Origin of the sequence: Clostridium sp. CX1 (genome assembly GCF_025398335.1) — a bacterium.
Classification (GTDB): Bacteria; Bacillota; Clostridia; order Clostridiales; family Clostridiaceae; genus Clostridium_AM; species Clostridium_AM tanneri.
In genome coordinates this window covers 242,814-261,128 of the sequence record NZ_JAODOO010000005.1, presented here as the reverse complement: position 1 = coordinate 261,128, position 18,315 = coordinate 242,814, and the positions used below count along the sequence as shown (strand labels likewise).

Sequence of the window (18,315 nt, the reverse complement as noted above, 5' to 3'; positions counted from 1 at the left end):
TTGTAGGACTGGGTTTCTATACCTAGTCCTTTTAAAAGTATAGAAGGTTAATGTAAATTAGTGCTAATATATACTTTTAATTTCAATTGACATAATAACTAAGTTGTGATAAATTATCTAAGTAATGCACATTTATAAATAGCAACAAACAATGTTTTGACATTATAGATAAGCATGTTTCAGGAGGTGGAAGCAATGAGAATAAAAATAACATTAGCATGTACAGATTGTAAACAAAGAAATTACAACACAATGAAGAACAAAAAGAATGATCCTGACAGATTAGAAATGAGAAAGTACTGCCCATTTTGCCATAAACATACAGCTCACAAAGAAACAAAATAACATTACATAGAGGCGTTGAATTAAAATAATGAGGATGTGAAAAAATGGCTGCACAGGACAATGTAAAAAAAGTAAACAAATCAGCAGCATCCGGAAACGGAGTTATTAGTTTTTTTAAAGAGTTAAAAGCAGAAACTAAGAGAATAACTTGGGCCTCTAAAGAAAATGTAAAAAAAGCAACAGCAACAGTTATGACATTTTGTGTTATATATGTAATAATAGTTGGATTACTTGATTTTGGATTTAAGAATCTTATTGGAGTAATCTTTAAATAACATAAAAAGGAGGTAGGGGTCGAGAGAAGATTCCCGTCCCTTGAATTATGGCAGATAAAGCTAGATGGTATGTAGTACACACATATTCTGGTTATGAGAATAAGGTTAAAGCAAACCTTGAAAAAACCATCGAAAATAGAAATTTATATCATTGGATAGATGATGTTCAAGTTCCTATAGAAGAACAAGTTGAAATTAAAGATGGTAAGAAGAAAATAACACAAAGAAAGATTTTTCCGGGATATGTCTTAGTGCATATGATAATGACAGATGATTCTTGGTATATAGTTAGAAATACTAGGGGAGTAACAGGATTTGTAGGTCCAGGATCAAAACCAGTACCGTTAACTGATGAAGAAGTTAAGGCAATGGGTATATCTGAAAAACCTGTTAATGTAGATATTGAAGTCGGAGAAAACATTAAAGTTAAATCTGGCCCATTAGAAAACTTCCCGGCTATTATTCAAGAAATCAATACTGAAAAGAGAAAAATCAAAGCATTAGTTAACATGTTTGGCAGGGAAACCCCTGTTGAACTTGATTTTAATCAAATAGAAAAATTAGATTAGTTTGTAAGACGTAAGTCTTAACAAGTGGGAGGACAAAAGTCCGTATAACCACATTTTAGGAGGTGTAAATTCATGGCTAAAAAAGTAGTAGGAATGATTAAACTTCAACTTCCTGCAGGAAAAGCAACTCCAGCACCACCTGTTGGACCAGCACTTGGACAGCATGGGGTAAACATTATGGGATTCTGTAAAGAATTTAACGCTAAGACTGCTAACCAAGCAGGACTAATAATTCCTGTAGTAATCACTGTATATCAGGACAGATCTTTTAGTTTTATACTAAAAACTCCACCTGCAGCAGTATTATTAAAGAAAGCAGCAGGAATTGAAAGTGGATCTGGCGTACCAAACAGAACTAAAGTTGCTAAAGTAACTAAAGAACAAGTTAGACAAATAGCTGAAACAAAGATGCCAGACTTAAATGCAGGAACTATTGAAGCTGCTATGAGCATGGTAGCAGGAACAGCAAGAAGCATGGGAATAGTTGTAGAAGAATAGTTAACCAAAATAGTGGGAGGTAATAACCGTTAAAACCACGAAGGAGGATACAAAATGGGAAAGAATTACAATGAAAGCGTTAAGCTTGTTGATAGAAGTGTTCTATATACATCATCAGAAGCTATAGAGCTTGCTGTAAAAACATCAAAAGCTAAATTTGATGAAACTATTGAGCTAGCATTAAGACTTGGAGTTGATCCAAGACATGCAGATCAACAGGTTAGAGGAGCTGTAGTACTTCCTCACGGAACTGGTAAAAAAGTTAGAGTTTTAGTTTTTGCAAAAGGTGATAAGGCTAAGGAAGCTGAAGCTGCAGGCGCTGAGTTTGTAGGAGCAGAAGAGTTAGTTGATAAAATACAAAAAGAAAACTGGTTTGATTTTGACGTAGTTGTTGCAACTCCAGATATGATGGGTGTTGTTGGTAGACTAGGTAGAGTATTAGGACCTAAGGGTTTAATGCCGAATCCAAAGTCAGGTACAGTTACTTTTGATGTAGCAAAAGCTGTAGCAGACATTAAAGCTGGTAAGGTTGAATATAGAGTTGATAAAACTGCTATAGTTCACGTTCCAATTGGTAAAAGATCATTTGGAGAGCAAAAATTACTTGAAAACTTCCGTGTATTGATGGAAGCTGTTATAAAGGCAAAACCAGCAGCTGCTAAAGGTCAATACTTAAAATCTGTAGTAGTTTCAGCTACTATGGGACCTGGAATAAAAATAAATCCAGTAAAAGCATTAGATTAATATTGACATAGATTAAAAGTTAATGTACAATATTAGAGGTTAATAAGTAAATATTCCGTAGACAGTAGGTGCGAATGCATAACGGTTATACCAACCTACCGAGGGTTCCGATATAAGTGATTATAACTGGTCTCTCTACGTCTACGGGGAGACCTTTAAATTTGTATAACATTAATTTTAAACTGTGAGGAGGTGGACACACAGTGGGAAAAAATAGAGAAATAAAAGAAGCTAAAGTGTTAGAAATAAAGGAAAAAATGGAAAAAGCTCAAGGTATAATCTTCGCTAAGTATCAAGGATTAACTGTTGAAGAAGATACAGAGCTTAGAAAGCAATTAAGAGAAGCTGGTGTAGAGTATAAAGTTTACAAAAATACTTTAACTACATTAGCAGCAAGAGAACTAGGATTTGATGGTGTTGAAAGCATCCTTGAAGGACCAGTTTCAGTAGCATTCGGATATGAAGATCCAACAGCTCCTGCAAGAATCTTAAATGATTTTGCAAAAAATCATAAGAAGATGGAGTTAAAAGGTGGAGTTGTTCAAGGAGAAATATTTGATACTGATAAAGTTCAACAACTTGCTAAAATACCACCAAGAGAAGTTTTACTTGCTCAATTACTTGGAAGCTTCAAAGCTCCAATGTCAAACCTAGCATACTTATTAAATGCTGTTAAAGAAAAGAAAGAATCAGAAGAAGCTTAATTTGAATAAATAATAATTTGTTGAAGAGAAATTTTGGAGGTGTCTAATAATGACTAGAGAAGAAATAATTCAAGCTATAAAAGAAATGAGCGTTTTAGAATTAAACGAGTTAGTAAAAGCATGTGAAGAGGAATTCGGAGTAAGCGCAGCTGCTCCAGTAGCAGTTGCAGGTGTTGCAGCACCAGGTGCAGCAGCAGAAGAAAAGACTGAATTCGACGTAGTATTAGCTAACGCTGGATCAGAAAAGATAAAGGTTATAAAAGCAGTTAGAGAATTAACTGGTTTAGGATTAAAGGAAGCTAAAGAAGTAGTTGACGGAGCTCCTAAGACATTAAAAGAAGGCGTAAGCAAAGAAGATGCTGAAGCTATAAAGGCAAAACTTGCAGAAGTTGGTGCTACTGTAGAAATAAAATAGTATCTTATAAAAAAGAGGCACTTTTTATATAAAAAGTGCCTCTTTTAAAATTTAATGACATTATTTATTGACAAATGTTTATTATTATGGTAATATAATAAATTGCATTGATTAGTTAAATATAATGCAAATATTTTAGTTTTATATCAAAGATTGAATTAATTATAAAAAAAAGGTTATACTAAAAAGATGGTAATGTAATCAATCCAAAATCACATTTAAAGAGGTTGTGTTTTTGGTTATTTTTAGTTTATGCAAGGGGTGAAAGTCAATGGTACATCCTGTCCAGGTTGGTAAGAGAACGAGAATGAGCTTTTCCAAACTTAAAGAAGTTGGCGATATGCCTAATTTGATTGAGGTGCAGTTAGATTCCTATAATTGGTTTCTAAGAGAAGGCTTGCAAGAAGTGTTTGATGATATTAATCCTATTCAGGATTATACTGCTAATCTTAATCTTGAGTTTGTAGGCTACAAGTTAGATATGGATAATATCAAATACTCAGTTGAAGAATGTAAAGAAAGAGATGCTACATATGCAGCGCCTTTAAAAGTAAAAGTAAGATTACTGAACAAGGAAACTGGTGAAGTAAAGGAACAAGAAGTGTTCATGGGAGACTTTCCTCTTATGACAGAACAAGGAACCTTCATCATTAATGGTGCGGAGAGAGTTATTGTAAGTCAGTTAGTAAGATCACCAGGTGTATATTACGATATGGCAGTTGATAAAACAGGTAAAAAGCTTTTTTCATCAACTGTAATACCAAACAGAGGTGCTTGGCTAGAATATGAAACAGACTCAAATGACATAATATATGTGAGAATAGACAAGACAAGAAAATTACCTATAACCATACTTATAAGATCTATGGGATATGGTACAGATGCTGAAATAACAGAGTTTTTCGGCGAGGATGAAAGATTGAAAGCTTCCATAGAGAAAGATAATACAAAGACTCGTGAAGAAGCATTACTTGAAATATACAAGAGATTAAGACCAGGAGAACCACCTACAGTTGACAGTGCACAATCACTTATTGAATCCTTGTTCTTCGATCCTAAGAGATATGATTTATCAAGAGTTGGAAGATACAAGTTTAATAAAAAATTAGCTCTTCATTTGAGAATTGCAAATCAAATATCAAATGAAGATATTGTAAACCCACAAACAGGTGAGATTCTCGTACAAAAAGGCGAAAAGATTGATAGAGAGAAAGCAATTGAAATACAAAATTGTGGTATAAGGGCAGTAGATATTCAAGTTGAAGATAAAGTTCTTAAAGTAATAGGAAACAATTTTGTAAACATACATAGCTTTATTGATTTTAATATAGACGATTTAAATATAAAGGAACTTGTACATTATCCTACATTAAAGGAAATTTTGGATAACTACAGTGATGAAAGTAGTATAAAAGAGCAACTAAGAAAGAATATCCACGTGTTAATACCAAAACACATAATAAGAGATGATATATATGCTACTGTAAGCTATGAATTAGGATTAGCTTATAATATTGGTCATACAGATGATATTGATCACCTTGGTAATAGAAGAATTAGATCTGTAGGAGAACTTCTTCAGAATCAATTTAGAATAGGTCTTTCAAGAATGGAAAGAGTAGTTAAAGAAAGAATGACTATTCAAGATCAAGAAGTTATAACTCCGCAAGCGTTAATAAATATAAGACCAGTAGCAGCATCCATAAAAGAATTCTTTGGAAGCTCTCAGCTTTCACAGTTCATGGATCAGACAAATCCATTATCAGAGTTAACAAATAAGAGAAGACTTTCAGCCCTAGGTCCAGGAGGTCTTTCAAGAGAAAGAGCAGGATTTGAAGTAAGAGACGTTCACCACTCACACTATGGTAGAATGTGTCCTATAGAAACACCTGAAGGTCCCAATATAGGACTTATTAACTCATTAGCAACTTATGCTAGGGTAAATTACTATGGATTTATAGAAACTCCTTATAGAAAAGTTGATAAAAAGTCAGGTGTAGTTACTGAGAAACTAATATATATAACAGCAGATGAAGAAGATGAGTACCTAGTAGCACAGGCTAACGAACCTATTGACGAAAACGGACATTTTGTTGATAGTAAGGTAACAGTAAGAAACAAGGAAGATATAATGGTTGTTCCTCGTGAAGATGTTGATTTTATGGACGTATCACCAAGACAATTAGTTTCAGTAGCTACAGCTATGATACCGTTCCTTGAAAATGATGATGCCAGCCGTGCTCTTATGGGATCAAACATGCAGCGTCAGGCAGTGCCATTATTAAAGCCTCAAGCCCCTGTTGTAGGAACTGGAATAGAGTATAAGGCAGCTGTTGACTCAGGAGTACTACCTAAGGCTAAAAATGCTGGAACAGTTGTATATGTAAGTGCTAACGAAGTTAGAGTTAAGAGAGACTCTGACGGAGGAATAGATGTATACAGACTTCTTAAGTTTAAAAGATCAAACCAAGGTACTTGTATAAATCAAAGACCAATAGTTAATAAAGATGAACGTGTAGAGAAGGGTACAGTATTATCAGATGGTCCTTCTACTGACTTAGGAGAAATAGCATTAGGTAAAAATATAAGAATGGGCTTCATAACTTGGGAAGGATACAATTATGAAGATGCTATGCTTATATCTGAAGAATTGGTAAAGAATGATGTATTTACATCAATTCATATAGAAGAATATGAAGCTGAAGCAAGAGATACAAAATTAGGACCAGAAGAAATAACAAGAGATATACCGAACGTTGGAGAAGATGCATTAAAAGACATAGATGAAAGAGGAATAATAAGAATAGGTGCTGAGGTAAGATCTGGAGATATACTTGTAGGAAAGGTTACACCAAAAGGAGAAACTGAACTTACAGCTGAAGAGAGATTACTTAGAGCAATCTTTGGAGAAAAGGCTAGGGAAGTTAGAGATACTTCACTTAGAGTTCCTCACGGTGAAGCAGGTATAATTGTTGATGTTAAAGTATTTACTAGGGAAAATGGAGATGAGCTTCCACCTGGAGTTAATAAACTAGTAAGATGCTATATAGCTCAAAAAAGAAAAATATCTGTTGGAGATAAGATGGCAGGAAGACACGGTAATAAAGGGGTTATCTCTAGAGTATTACCAGAAGAAGATATGCCATTCTTACCGGATGGAAGACCACTTCAAATATGTCTAAATCCACTAGGGGTTCCTTCACGTATGAATATCGGTCAGGTACTTGAGGTTCACCTAGGATGGGCTGCAAGTGAATTAGGTTGGCATATAGCTACCCCTGTATTTGACGGTGCAACTGAAAGGGAAATAATAGAGTGCCTAGTAAAGGCTGGATATAGAGAAGATGGAAAGACTGTTCTTTATGATGGAAGAACAGGTGAACCATTTGACAACCCAGTAACCGTTGGATATATGTATATATTAAAGCTTGCACACTTAGTTGATGATAAGATTCATGCTAGATCTACAGGACCATACTCACTAGTTACCCAACAGCCATTAGGTGGTAAAGCGCAGTTTGGCGGACAGAGATTTGGAGAAATGGAAGTTTGGGCACTTGAGGCATATGGAGCAGCTCATACACTTCAAGAAATACTAACTGTGAAGTCCGACGATGTAGTTGGAAGGGTTAAAACTTATGAGGCAATTGTAAAAGGTGAAAACATACCTGAACCAGGAGTGCCAGAGTCATTTAAGGTACTTATAAAGGAATTACAAGCATTGTGCCTTGACGTAAAAGTCCTAAATGATGACAATGAAGAGATAAAATTAAGAGAGTCAGTAGATGAAGAGGCAGAAGATTTAGGTGTTAATATTGAAGGAAATGAAGAATTGGTTCCACCAGTTCCTACTGATGATTATATCGAGAATGAAGATAGTGATGAAGAGTTAGAAATTGATTATGAAGATTTATCTTTAGATGATCTTCAAGGTGAATTGGAAATAGATGATTTTGGTGATGAACACTAGGAAGGGAGGATGTACCCTTGTTTGAATTAAATAATTTTGATGCACTGCAAATAGGATTAGCTTCTCCAGAGAAGATTAGAGAATGGTCTAGAGGTGAAGTTAAAAAACCAGAAACTATAAACTATAGAACTCTAAAGCCAGAAAGAGATGGATTGTTCTGTGAAAGAATATTTGGACCGATAAAAGACTGGGAATGTCACTGTGGAAAGTATAAAAGAATAAGATACAAAGGTATAGTTTGTGACAGATGTGGAGTAGAGGTTACAAAGGCTAAAGTAAGACGTGAGAGAATGGGGCATATAGAACTTGCTGCCCCTGTATCTCATATATGGTATTTCAAAGGAATACCATCACGTATGGGACTTATATTAGATATGTCTCCTAGAGCACTTGAAAAAATATTGTATTTTGCATCTTATGTAGTATTAGATCCAAAAGAAACACCATTATTAAAGAAGCAGCTACTAAATGAAAAGGAATATAGAGAAGCAGCTGATAAATATGGTGAAGAGAACTTTGTTGCTGGTATGGGAGCAGAATCAGTTAAAAAACTTTTAGAGGAAATAGATCTTGAACAACTTTCAGCAGAGTTAAAAGAAGATTTAAAGAGCAGTACTGGGCAAAAGAAGGTAAGAATAATCAGAAGGTTAGAAGTTGTAGAATCCTTTAGAAAGTCTAGCAATAGACCAGAGTGGATGATTATTGATGTAATACCTGTAATACCTCCAGATTTGAGACCTATGGTTCAGCTGGATGGTGGCAGATTTGCAACGTCTGACTTAAATGATCTTTATAGAAGAGTAATTAATAGAAACAATAGACTTAAAAAACTTTTAGATTTAGGTGCTCCAGACATCATAGTAAGAAACGAAAAGAGAATGCTTCAGGAAGCTGTAGATGCACTTATTGATAACGGCAGAAGAGGAAGACCTGTAACAGGACCAGGAAATAGGCCGTTAAAATCATTATCAGATATGTTAAAGGGTAAGCAGGGAAGATTTAGACAAAACTTACTTGGAAAACGTGTTGACTATTCAGGACGTTCCGTTATAGTTGTAGGACCTGAACTGAAAATGTACCAATGTGGTCTTCCAAAAGAAATGGCGCTTGAATTATTTAAACCTTTTGTCATGAAGAAATTGGTAGAAAGCGGAGTAGCTCATAATATTAAAAGTGCAAAAAGAATGGTAGAGAGAGTTCAAACTCAGGTATGGGATGTACTTGAAGAAGTTATTGCAGACCATCCAGTTCTTTTAAACCGTGCTCCGACGCTTCATAGATTGGGAATTCAGGCATTCCAACCTGTACTTGTTGAGGGTAGAGCAATAAAGCTTCATCCATTATCATGTACAGCATATAATGCGGACTTTGATGGAGACCAAATGGCTGTCCATGTTCCATTATCTGTTGAAGCTCAAGCAGAAGCAAGATTTTTAATGCTTGCAGCACACAATATAATGAAGCCATCTGATGGTAAACCAGTTGTAGTTCCTACACAGGACATGGTGCTTGGTTCATACTACTTAACTATAGATAAAGATGGCGAAAAGGGAGAAGGAAGAAGTTTCTCATCACCAGATGAGGTAATCATGGCTTACCAGCTTAGCGAAATAAGTATTCACGCAAAAATAAGAGTGAAGATGGTTAAGATTAAGGATGGCAAGGAGATTACTGGAATAATAGAAACTACTCCTGGAAAAATCATATTCAACGAAGCTATACCACAGGACTTAGGTTTTATAGATAGAAGTAAACCAGAAAATGAATTTAAGTTAGAGGTTGATTTCCTTGTTACTAAGAAAAACCTTGGAAAGGTTATAGATAAGTGCTACATGAAACATGGAGCAACTAAGACGTCTATAATGCTTGATAACATAAAAGCTAAAGGATATCACTACTCAAGTATAGGGGCTATTACTGTATCTACATCAGATATGGTTGTTCCAGAGAATAAAAAGAAGTTGCTTGAAGAAGCAGATGCTGCAGTTGATAAAATTGAAAAAATGTACAGAAGAGGATTTATATCAGAAGATGAAAGATATGAAAGAGTTATAGAAAAATGGACTAAGACCACTGAAGATGTAGCTGATGCACTTATGAATAACTTGGATAAGTTTAATCCTATATTCATGATGGCTGATTCAGGAGCCAGAGGTTCTAAGAGTCAGATAAAACAGCTTGCTGGTATGAGAGGTCTTATGGCTAACCCATCTGGTAAGATTATAGAATTACCTATAAGATCATCCTTTAGAGAAGGTCTCGATGTACTTGAATACTTTATATCAACACACGGAGCAAGAAAAGGTAATGCCGATACAGCTCTTAAAACAGCGGACTCTGGATATTTGACAAGAAGACTTGTTGATGTAAGCCAAGATGTTATAGTTAGAGTAGAAGATTGTGGAACTCGTGATGGCTACGAGGTTTCTGAAATAAAAGAAGGAAATGAGACTATAGAAAGTTTAGCAGAAAGACTTACAGGAAGATACTCCAGTGAAGATATTCTAGATCCTAAGACAGGAGAAGTAATTGTTGCAAGAGATGCTTATATGGATTCAACAGTTGCTGACAAAGTAGAAGATGCTGGAGTTAAGAAAGTAAAAATTAGATCTGTATTCACTTGTAAATCTAAGCATGGCGTATGTTCAAAATGTTATGGAATGAATATGGCCACTGCGCAAAAGATAAATATAGGTGAGGCAGTTGGTATAGTTGCAGCACAAAGTATAGGAGAGCCAGGTACTCAGCTTACAATGAGAACCTTCCATACTGGTGGAGTTGCTGGAGCTGATATAACTCAAGGTCTTCCTAGAGTTGAAGAATTATTCGAGGCTAGAAAACCGAAGGGTCTTGCTATAGTAAGTGAAGTTTCTGGTACTGTAAAAATGGAAGAAACAAAGAAAAAGAGAATAGTATCTGTTATTACAGCAGGTGGAGAAGAAGTTACCTATGATATACCATTTGGATCAAGACTTAAGGTATCTAACGGTGACGTTATAGAAGCCGGAGATGAAATTACAGAGGGATCTATTAATCCACATGATGTTTTAAGAATCAAAGGAGTTCTTGGAGTTAAGAACTACCTTTTATCTGAAGTTCAAAAGGTATATAGATTACAGGGTGTTGATATCAATGATAAACACCTTGAGGTAGTAGTAAGACAAATGACAAGAAAAGTTAAAATAGAGGAATCAGGAGATACTGAATTACTTCCTGGAACTATGATAGATATATTTGATTTTGAGGAAGAAAATGCAAGAGTAGAAGCTCAAGGAGGAGTTCCAGCTGAGGGAAGAGTTGCGTTGCTTGGTATAACTAAAGCTGCGTTAGCAACAGAATCATTCTTATCAGCAGCTTCCTTCCAAGAAACTACAAGAGTCTTAACTGATGCCGCTATAAAAGGAAAAGTTGATCCGTTATTAGGATTAAAGGAAAATGTAATTATTGGTAAGCTTATACCTGCAGGTACAGGAATGACAAGGTATAGATCAATAAGAATAAACACTGAAAAGGAAAATGAAGAGAATTTATTAAGTAATGAAGCATAAGCTTAACATTTAATTTGTTGACATACTGGTATTAAAGTGATAAAATACATCTGTGTGTTTTTGATGGAGGCAAAGTTTCAGCTTTGTCTCTATAACACTGTAAGGGGGAGCGGAGATTATGATTTGCAGACTTGAGGGAAACAAAGTTGTTGGTGTTAAACAAACAGTAAAAGCTATTAAAAATAATGCTGCTAAAACTGTTTATATAGCTAAGGATGCTGATGATAAGTTGATACAGTCGGTAAAAGTATTAGTTGATGAGAATTCCCAAAGTGTACTATATATAGACACGATGAAAGAATTAGGAAAACTTTGCGGGATAGATGTTGGTGCGGCTACAGCCGCAGTGCTAAACGACTAGTTTTCTTAATAAAGAAGCTTACAGATATTATTTAACATAAATAAAGTGTTACAATTTAGTTATTAAATTAGTTTAATACTAATTTAATTCATATCTTTAAAGGAGGTGTAGATATGCCAACTATAAGCCAATTAGTAAGAAAAGGCAGAAAGACAATAGGTACAAAATCAACAGCACCAGCATTAAAGGAATGTCCTCAAAAGAGAGGAGTTTGTACAGTAGTAAAAACTACAACGCCTAAGAAGCCAAACTCAGCGTTAAGAAAAATCGCTAGAGTTAGACTAACAAATGGATTTGAAGTAACTGCGTACATTCCAGGTGTAGGTCACAACTTACAAGAGCACAGCGTTGTTCTTATAAGAGGAGGAAGAGTTAAAGACCTTCCAGGTGTTAGATACCACATAGTTAGAGGAGCATTAGACTCAGCTGGAGTAGCTAACAGATTACAATCAAGATCAAAATATGGTGCTAAGAGACCAAAACAAAAATAAGATTTGGTCAAATTAAGTTGAAAAGTAGTGCTGCGTCTTCAGCATTTATATATAGATTTATAGATAATTTGCAGAAGTACAAAGCACTTTGCGGTTAAATGTACTATAAGTTATAGAAAATTTTAACCGAGTACCGATGAACTTAAAAGTTAAAATTGTTAAGGAGGGAAGAAAAGTGCCAAGAAAAGGACATATAGCTAAAAGAGATGTGTTACCAGATCCAATGTACAACAGCAAAGTTGTTACAAAGTTAATAAACAGTGTAATGGAAGATGGTAAAAAGGGAGTAGCTCAAAAAATATGCTACGACGCTTTTGAAATAATTCGTACAAAAACTGATAGAGAACCAATAGAAGTTTTTGAAGATGCAATGAATAATGTAATGCCACTTCTTGAAGTAAAAGCAAGAAGAATAGGTGGTGCTACATATCAAGTACCTATGGAAGTTAGACCAGAGAGAAGACAGACATTAGGTATTAGATGGATGCTTATCGCTGCAAGAAAAAGAGGCGAGAAGTACATGAGAGAAAGACTTGCTAACGAATTAATGGATGCAGCTAACAATACAGGTGCAGCTGTTAAGAAAAGAGAAGATACTCATAAAATGGCTGAAGCAAATAAGGCTTTTGCACATTATAGATATTAATATCACAAAACTGTTTTGGAGTTACCAAAACAGTTTTGTCAAATTTAAAATTCATACGTAAAAGGAGGAAATTTAAGTGGGAAGAGAATATCCATTAGAGAAATTCCGTAACATCGGTATTATGGCTCACATCGATGCTGGAAAAACTACGACAACTGAACGTATACTTTTCTACACAGGAAAGACTCACAAAATAGGTGAGGTTCACGAAGGTGCTGCAACAATGGACTGGATGGTTCAAGAGCAAGAAAGAGGAATAACTATAACTTCAGCAGCAACTTTCTGTCAATGGAAAGGTTATGCGATAAACATAATAGATACACCAGGACACGTGGATTTTACAGTAGAGGTTGAAAGATCATTAAGAGTTCTTGACGGATCAGTTACTGTATTAGACGCAAAGAGCGGAGTTGAACCGCAAACTGAAACTGTATGGAGACAGGCAGACAATTACAAAGTACCAAGAATGGTATATGTAAATAAAATGGACTCTACAGGTGCTGACTTCTACATGTGTGTTAACACATTAAGAGATAGATTACACTGTAATGCAATTCCAATTCAGATTCCAGTAGGAGCTGAAGACCAATTTAAAGGAATTATAGATCTTGTTAAAAATGAAGCCATAATATACGAAGATGATTTAGGAACAGTTATGGACTCAGTTGAAATACCAGCTGAATTAAAAGATAAGGCTGCAGAATACAGAACAGCTTTACTTGAAGCAGTAGCTGAACAAGATGAAGAGTTAATGATGAAATATCTTGAAGGCGAAGAGTTCACAGAAGAAGAAATAGTATTAGGACTTAGAAAAGGTGTTATAGCTAATGCTATAGTACCAGTAGTATGTGGATCATCATATAAGAACAAGGGTGTTCAACCAATGATCGATGCTGTAGTTGCATACATGCCATCACCATTAGATATCCCAGCTATACAAGGAACTAACCCAGATACTGGTGCAGAAGACGAAAGACCAGCAGATGATAATGCTCCAATGTCAGCATTAGCATTTAAGATTGCAACTGACCCATTCGTTGGTAAGTTAGCATTCGCGAGAATATACTCAGGTGTAGTTAAGAGCGGTACTTATGTACTTAACTCAACAAAAGGTAAAAAAGAGAGAATAGGAAGAATTGTTAAAATGCACGCTAATCACAGACAAGAGGTTGAAGAACTTCGTGCAGGTGATTTAGGAGCTATAATCGGATTAAAGGAAACAACTACTGGTAATACACTTTGTGATGAATCAGCTCCGATTATACTTGAGAGCATGGAATTCCCAGATCCAGTTATAGATGTTGCTATAGAGCCAAAAACTAAAGCTGGTCAAGAAAAGATGGGTATTGCTTTAGCAAAACTTGCTGAAGAGGATCCAACATTTAAAACATTTACTAACCAAGAAACTGGTCAAACAATTATATCTGGTATGGGTGAGCTTCACCTTGAAATAATTGTTGACAGACTTCAAAGAGAATTTAAAGTTGAGTGTAACGTTGGTAAGCCACAGGTTGCTTACAAAGAAACAATCAGAAAAGCTATTAAAGCTGAAGGTAAGTTTGTTAGACAGTCTGGTGGACGTGGTCAATACGGTCACTGTTGGATAGAAATGATTCCAACAGAAGGAGAATATTCATTTGAAAATGCTATCGTTGGAGGAGCTATTCCTAAGGAATACATTTCACCAATTGATAATGGAATACAAGAGGCTGCGGACAGCGGTATAATCGCAGGATATCCTGTTATCAACTTTAAGATTAAATTAGTTGATGGATCATACCACGATGTTGACTCATCAGAAATGGCATTTAAAATTGCTGGATCTATGGCATTTAAGAATGCAATGGCAAAAGCAGAGCCAGTATTACTAGAGCCTATGATGAAGGTTGAGGTTATAGTGCCTGAAGAGTATATGGGTGATGTAATGGGTGACATTAACTCAAGAAGAGGTAGAATTGAAGGAATGGAAGCTAGAGCTGGTGCTCAAGTTATTAGATCATTCGTACCACTTTCAGAGATGTTTGGTTATGCTACAACATTAAGATCAAGAACTCAAGGTAGAGGTGTTTACTCAATGGTATTTGATCACTATGAAGAAGTGCCAAAGAGTATACAAGAGCAAGTAGCAGGAAGCAGAAATGCTTAATTAATAAAATAGATTACTACATTTAAGGAGGAATAATAAAATGTCAAAAGCAAAATTTGAAAGAAACAAACCACACGTAAACATAGGAACAATAGGACACGTAGACCACGGTAAAACAACATTAACAGCAGCAATAACAACAGTATTATCAAAAAAGGGATTTGCAGAAGCATTTGATTATGCAGCAATAGATAAAGCACCAGAAGAAAGAGAAAGAGGAATCACAATCAACACAGCACACGTTGAATATGAAACAGAAAACAGACACTATGCACACGTTGATTGTCCAGGACACGCTGACTATGTTAAGAACATGATAACAGGAGCAGCACAGATGGATGGAGCTATCTTAGTTGTAAGTGCAGCAGATGGTCCAATGCCACAAACAAGAGAGCACATACTACTAGCATCAAGAGTTGGTGTTGACTACATAGTAGTATTCTTAAATAAAGCTGACATGGTAGACGATGCAGAATTATTAGAATTAGTAGAAATGGAAGTTAGAGAATTATTAAGCGAGTACAACTTCCCAGGAGATGATACTCCAATCGTAGCTGGATCAGCATTAAAAGCATTAGAAAACCCAACAGATGAAGAAGCAATAAAACCAATAATGGACTTAATGGCTGCAGTAGACAGCTACATTCCAACTCCAGAAAGAGCAACTGACAAAGCATTCTTAATGCCTGTAGAAGATGTATTCACAATAACAGGAAGAGGAACAGTTGCAACTGGAAGAGTTGAAAGTGGAATATTAAAAGTTGGAGACGAAGTAGAAATCGTAGGAATAAAAGAAGAAAAGGGCAAAACTGTATGTACAGGAGTAGAAATGTTCAGAAAGCTTCTTGATCAAGCGATGGCAGGAGATAACATCGGAGCATTATTAAGAGGTGTTCAAAGAGATGATATCGAAAGAGGTCAAGTATTAGCAAAACCAGGTTCAGTACATCCACATAAGAAGTTCGTAGGTCAAGTATACGTACTAAAAAAAGAAGAAGGTGGAAGACACACTCCATTCTTCGATGGATATAGACCACAGTTCTACTTCAGAACAACAGACGTTACAGGATCAATCAAATTACCAGAAGGAATGGAAATGGTTATGCCTGGAGACCACATAGACATGAAAGTTGAATTAATCACTCCAGTAGCAATGGATGAAGGATTAAGATTTGCTATAAGAGAAGGCGGAAGAACTGTAGGTTCAGGAGTTGTTTCTAAAATAGAAGAGTAATTATAAGTTGTTTTTAATTTTTAAAGGCCTTTAAAATATAAAAGGAAAGAGGACGCTCTTTCCTTTTTATAAAATTAATTAATAAATAATTGGCAATTAATTAATTATTTATTAATTAAAATTTATGCTTGTCAAAAATAAAAATATATTGTATAATTAAGAAGTTGTAAAATGGTAACAGCGATGAGGCAAGAGGTTGCCGGGCTTCCGGGTAATTCTTAGCTGAGTATGCTAGGGTCTTGAACCAGGCGACGGTGGTTTTGTTTATTGGGGTGCTTTAAAAAAAATTACGCAACACCCGGAACAGTTTACAGAATACATCCGCTGTTGTACGTAGGAAGTAAAGCGTGCATGAAAAGGAGGGAAATAGTAATGGCAAAACAAAAAATCAGAATTAGATTAAAAGCTTTTGATCACAATATATTAGATCAATCAGCTGAGAAAATTGTTGAGACTGCAAAATCAACTGGAGCAAAGGTGGCAGGTCCAGTACCTCTACCAACAGAGAAAGATGTTATAACAGTCTTAAGAGCTGTACACAAGTACAAAGATTCAAGAGAGCAGTTCGAAATAAGAACTCACAAGAGACTTATAGATATAATAAGCCCATCACCAAAGACTGTTGATGCGCTAATGAGATTAGATTTACCAGCAGGTGTTGATATTGAAATAAAACTATAATTGTAATAGATAACTATTACTAACTATTATGATCGTTAAGTCGATCCGCTAATATGTTGAGGAGGTGCAAGATAATGAAAAAAGCTATACTAGGTAGAAAACTTGGTATGACTCAAATATTCGATGAAAATGGAAAAATAATTCCTGTTACAGTAATCGAAGCAGGCCCATGTGTAGTTGTTCAAAAGAAAACTGTTGAAAAAGATGGTTATGATGCTATACAGGTAGGATTTGATGATATAAGAGAAAAGCTTGTTAACAAGCCAAGAAAGGGACATTTTGCTAAAGCAGGTGTTTCACTAAAGAGATTTGTAAGAGAATTTAGACTTGAAGACATAACTTCATATGAAGTTGGTCAAGAAATAAAAGCAGATGTATTTGCAGCTGGAGAAAAAATTGATGTTTCTGGAATATCTAAAGGTAAGGGATTCCAAGGTACAATCAAGAGATGGAATGGTCACAGAGGACCTATGTCCCACGGATCTAAATTCCATAGAGCAGTTGGTTCTATGGGAGCGTCATCAAGTCCATCAAGAACATTTAAAAACAAAAAGTTACCAGGACATATGGGTAATGTGAATACAACAGTATTAAACCTACAAGTTGCTAAGGTAATGCCTGAGAAAAACATCATATTAATAAAAGGTGGAGTACCAGGACCTAACAAAGGATTTGTAGTGATAAGAAATACAGTTAAGGCTTAAGTTTTGGTAGAAAGGAGGATGCAGAATGCCTACAGTAGGATTATTTAACAAAGAAGGTCAAAAAGTTGGAGATGTTCAACTATCAGATAACGTGTTCGGAGCTGAAGTAAATCAATATGCTTTACATCAAGTAGTTGTTGCTTTACTTGCAAATAAAAGACAAGGAACTCAATCAGCTAAAACTAGAGCTGAAGTTTCTGGAGGCGGAATTAAGCCTTGGAGACAAAAAGGAACTGGTAGAGCAAGACAGGGTTCAATAAGAGCACCACAATGGATACATGGTGGTATGGTTTTCGCAGTAAAACCAAGAAGCTATAGAATGTCAGTTCCAAAATCAATGAGAAGAGTAGCTATGAAATCTGCTTTAACTAGCAAGGTTAATGATAACGAAATTTTTGTATTAGAAAATCTTGAATTAGATGCTCCTAAGACAAAAGAAATAGTTAAAATGTTAAGCGCTCTTAACACTAAAAAGACATTAATAGTAACTGCTGAGTCAAATGAAAATGTATATAAATCAGCAAGAAACATTGAGGGAGTTGCAGTTTTACCTGTAAACAACTTAAATGTATATGATTTATTAAAATACGAAAATCTTGTAATAACTAAGGATGCTGTATCAAAAATTGAGGAGGTGTATGTATAATGAAGCTAACTAATTATGATATCATAAGAAGACCTATTATAACAGAAAAAAGTATGGCTTCTATGAGTGATAAGAAATACACCTTTATAGTTGATATACATGCTAATAAGTCTATGATAAAAAGAGCAGTAGAAGAAGTTTTCGGAGTAAAAGTTGAAGATGTAAAAACTGCAAGATACTTAGGTAAGACTAAGAGAGTTGGAGTACATGTTGGAAAAAGACCAGATTACAAAAAAGCAATAATTAAACTTTCAGATGAAAGTAAAGCTATTGAGTTCTTTGAAGGCATGTAATTTAAATAAAGCATTTATTGGTTGAGTACCAGATAAGCTATAAAA

18 protein-coding genes and 1 other annotated feature are annotated in these 18,315 nt (G+C 35.2%); all 18 genes read left to right on the top strand.

Going from position 1 to position 18,315, the window contains the following annotated elements:
* Positions 1–195 precede the first annotated feature (195 nt).
* The 18 genes from rpmG (at position 196) to rplW (ending at position 18,270) form a co-directional block, all read left to right on the top strand.
* The gene (rpmG, locus tag N4T77_RS07935; RefSeq protein ID WP_261671249.1) at positions 196–345 is read left to right on the top strand and encodes a 50S ribosomal protein L33; all 150 of its coding nucleotides are present in this window, start codon (positions 196–198) and stop codon (positions 343–345) included.
* 44 nt (positions 346–389) lie between these two features.
* Positions 390–620: a preprotein translocase subunit SecE gene (gene secE, locus N4T77_RS07930; RefSeq protein WP_261671223.1), complete on the top strand. Its 231-nt coding sequence runs from the start codon at positions 390–392 to the stop codon at positions 618–620.
* Between the two features lie 47 nt (positions 621–667).
* Positions 668–1,189 (top strand): transcription termination/antitermination protein NusG, encoded by a 522-nt coding sequence (nusG, locus tag N4T77_RS07925; protein WP_261671222.1) that lies wholly within the window; start codon positions 668–670, stop codon positions 1,187–1,189.
* Positions 1,190–1,261: 72 nt separating this feature from the next.
* Positions 1,262–1,687, top strand: coding sequence for a 50S ribosomal protein L11 (gene rplK / locus N4T77_RS07920; RefSeq protein WP_261671221.1), 426 nt, complete (start codon positions 1,262–1,264; stop codon positions 1,685–1,687).
* A gap of 54 nt (positions 1,688–1,741) precedes the next feature.
* Complete coding sequence (gene rplA / locus N4T77_RS07915) at positions 1,742–2,431, top strand: 50S ribosomal protein L1 (protein ID WP_261671220.1); 690 nt, start codon at positions 1,742–1,744, stop codon at positions 2,429–2,431.
* 37 nt (positions 2,432–2,468) lie between these two features.
* Positions 2,469–2,600: a sequence feature (ribosomal protein L10 leader region), on the top strand.
* A 34-nt stretch (positions 2,601–2,634) separates the two neighbouring features.
* The gene (gene rplJ, locus N4T77_RS07910) at positions 2,635–3,135 is read left to right on the top strand and encodes a 50S ribosomal protein L10 (RefSeq protein ID WP_261671219.1); all 501 of its coding nucleotides are present in this window, start codon (positions 2,635–2,637) and stop codon (positions 3,133–3,135) included.
* A 49-nt stretch (positions 3,136–3,184) separates the two neighbouring features.
* Positions 3,185–3,550, top strand: coding sequence for a 50S ribosomal protein L7/L12 (gene rplL / locus N4T77_RS07905; protein ID WP_261671218.1), 366 nt, complete (start codon positions 3,185–3,187; stop codon positions 3,548–3,550).
* A 271-nt stretch (positions 3,551–3,821) separates the two neighbouring features.
* Positions 3,822–7,520: a DNA-directed RNA polymerase subunit beta gene (gene rpoB / locus N4T77_RS07900; protein WP_261671217.1), complete on the top strand. Its 3,699-nt coding sequence runs from the start codon at positions 3,822–3,824 to the stop codon at positions 7,518–7,520.
* Positions 7,521–7,537: 17 nt separating this feature from the next.
* Complete coding sequence (gene rpoC, locus N4T77_RS07895; RefSeq protein WP_261671216.1) at positions 7,538–11,068, top strand: DNA-directed RNA polymerase subunit beta'; 3,531 nt, start codon at positions 7,538–7,540, stop codon at positions 11,066–11,068.
* A gap of 118 nt (positions 11,069–11,186) precedes the next feature.
* Complete coding sequence (locus N4T77_RS07890; RefSeq protein ID WP_261671215.1) at positions 11,187–11,429, top strand: ribosomal L7Ae/L30e/S12e/Gadd45 family protein; 243 nt, start codon at positions 11,187–11,189, stop codon at positions 11,427–11,429.
* A 113-nt stretch (positions 11,430–11,542) separates the two neighbouring features.
* Positions 11,543–11,920, top strand: a complete 378-nt coding sequence (rpsL, locus tag N4T77_RS07885) for a 30S ribosomal protein S12 (protein ID WP_261671214.1) — start codon at positions 11,543–11,545, stop codon at positions 11,918–11,920.
* 175 nt (positions 11,921–12,095) lie between these two features.
* The gene (rpsG, locus tag N4T77_RS07880) at positions 12,096–12,566 is read left to right on the top strand and encodes a 30S ribosomal protein S7 (RefSeq protein WP_261671213.1); all 471 of its coding nucleotides are present in this window, start codon (positions 12,096–12,098) and stop codon (positions 12,564–12,566) included.
* 76 nt (positions 12,567–12,642) lie between these two features.
* On the top strand, positions 12,643–14,712 hold the full coding sequence (gene fusA, locus N4T77_RS07875) for an elongation factor G (protein WP_261671212.1): 2,070 nt from the start codon (positions 12,643–12,645) through the stop codon (positions 14,710–14,712).
* Positions 14,713–14,752: 40 nt separating this feature from the next.
* On the top strand, positions 14,753–15,946 hold the full coding sequence (gene tuf, locus N4T77_RS07870; RefSeq protein ID WP_261671211.1) for an elongation factor Tu: 1,194 nt from the start codon (positions 14,753–14,755) through the stop codon (positions 15,944–15,946).
* A 372-nt stretch (positions 15,947–16,318) separates the two neighbouring features.
* Positions 16,319–16,627: a 30S ribosomal protein S10 gene (gene rpsJ, locus N4T77_RS07865; RefSeq protein ID WP_261671210.1), complete on the top strand. Its 309-nt coding sequence runs from the start codon at positions 16,319–16,321 to the stop codon at positions 16,625–16,627.
* Positions 16,628–16,701: 74 nt separating this feature from the next.
* Positions 16,702–17,331 carry a 50S ribosomal protein L3 gene (gene rplC / locus N4T77_RS07860; RefSeq protein WP_261671209.1) on the top strand — a complete coding sequence of 210 codons (630 nt, stop codon included), beginning with the start codon at positions 16,702–16,704 and terminating at the stop codon, positions 17,329–17,331.
* 25 nt (positions 17,332–17,356) lie between these two features.
* The gene (gene rplD, locus N4T77_RS07855; protein ID WP_261671208.1) at positions 17,357–17,977 is read left to right on the top strand and encodes a 50S ribosomal protein L4; all 621 of its coding nucleotides are present in this window, start codon (positions 17,357–17,359) and stop codon (positions 17,975–17,977) included.
* Positions 17,977–18,270, top strand: coding sequence for a 50S ribosomal protein L23 (gene rplW, locus N4T77_RS07850; RefSeq protein ID WP_261671207.1), 294 nt, complete (start codon positions 17,977–17,979; stop codon positions 18,268–18,270). Before rplD ends, rplW begins: the two co-directional genes overlap by 1 nt.
* The last annotated feature ends 45 nt before the right edge of the window (positions 18,271–18,315 follow it).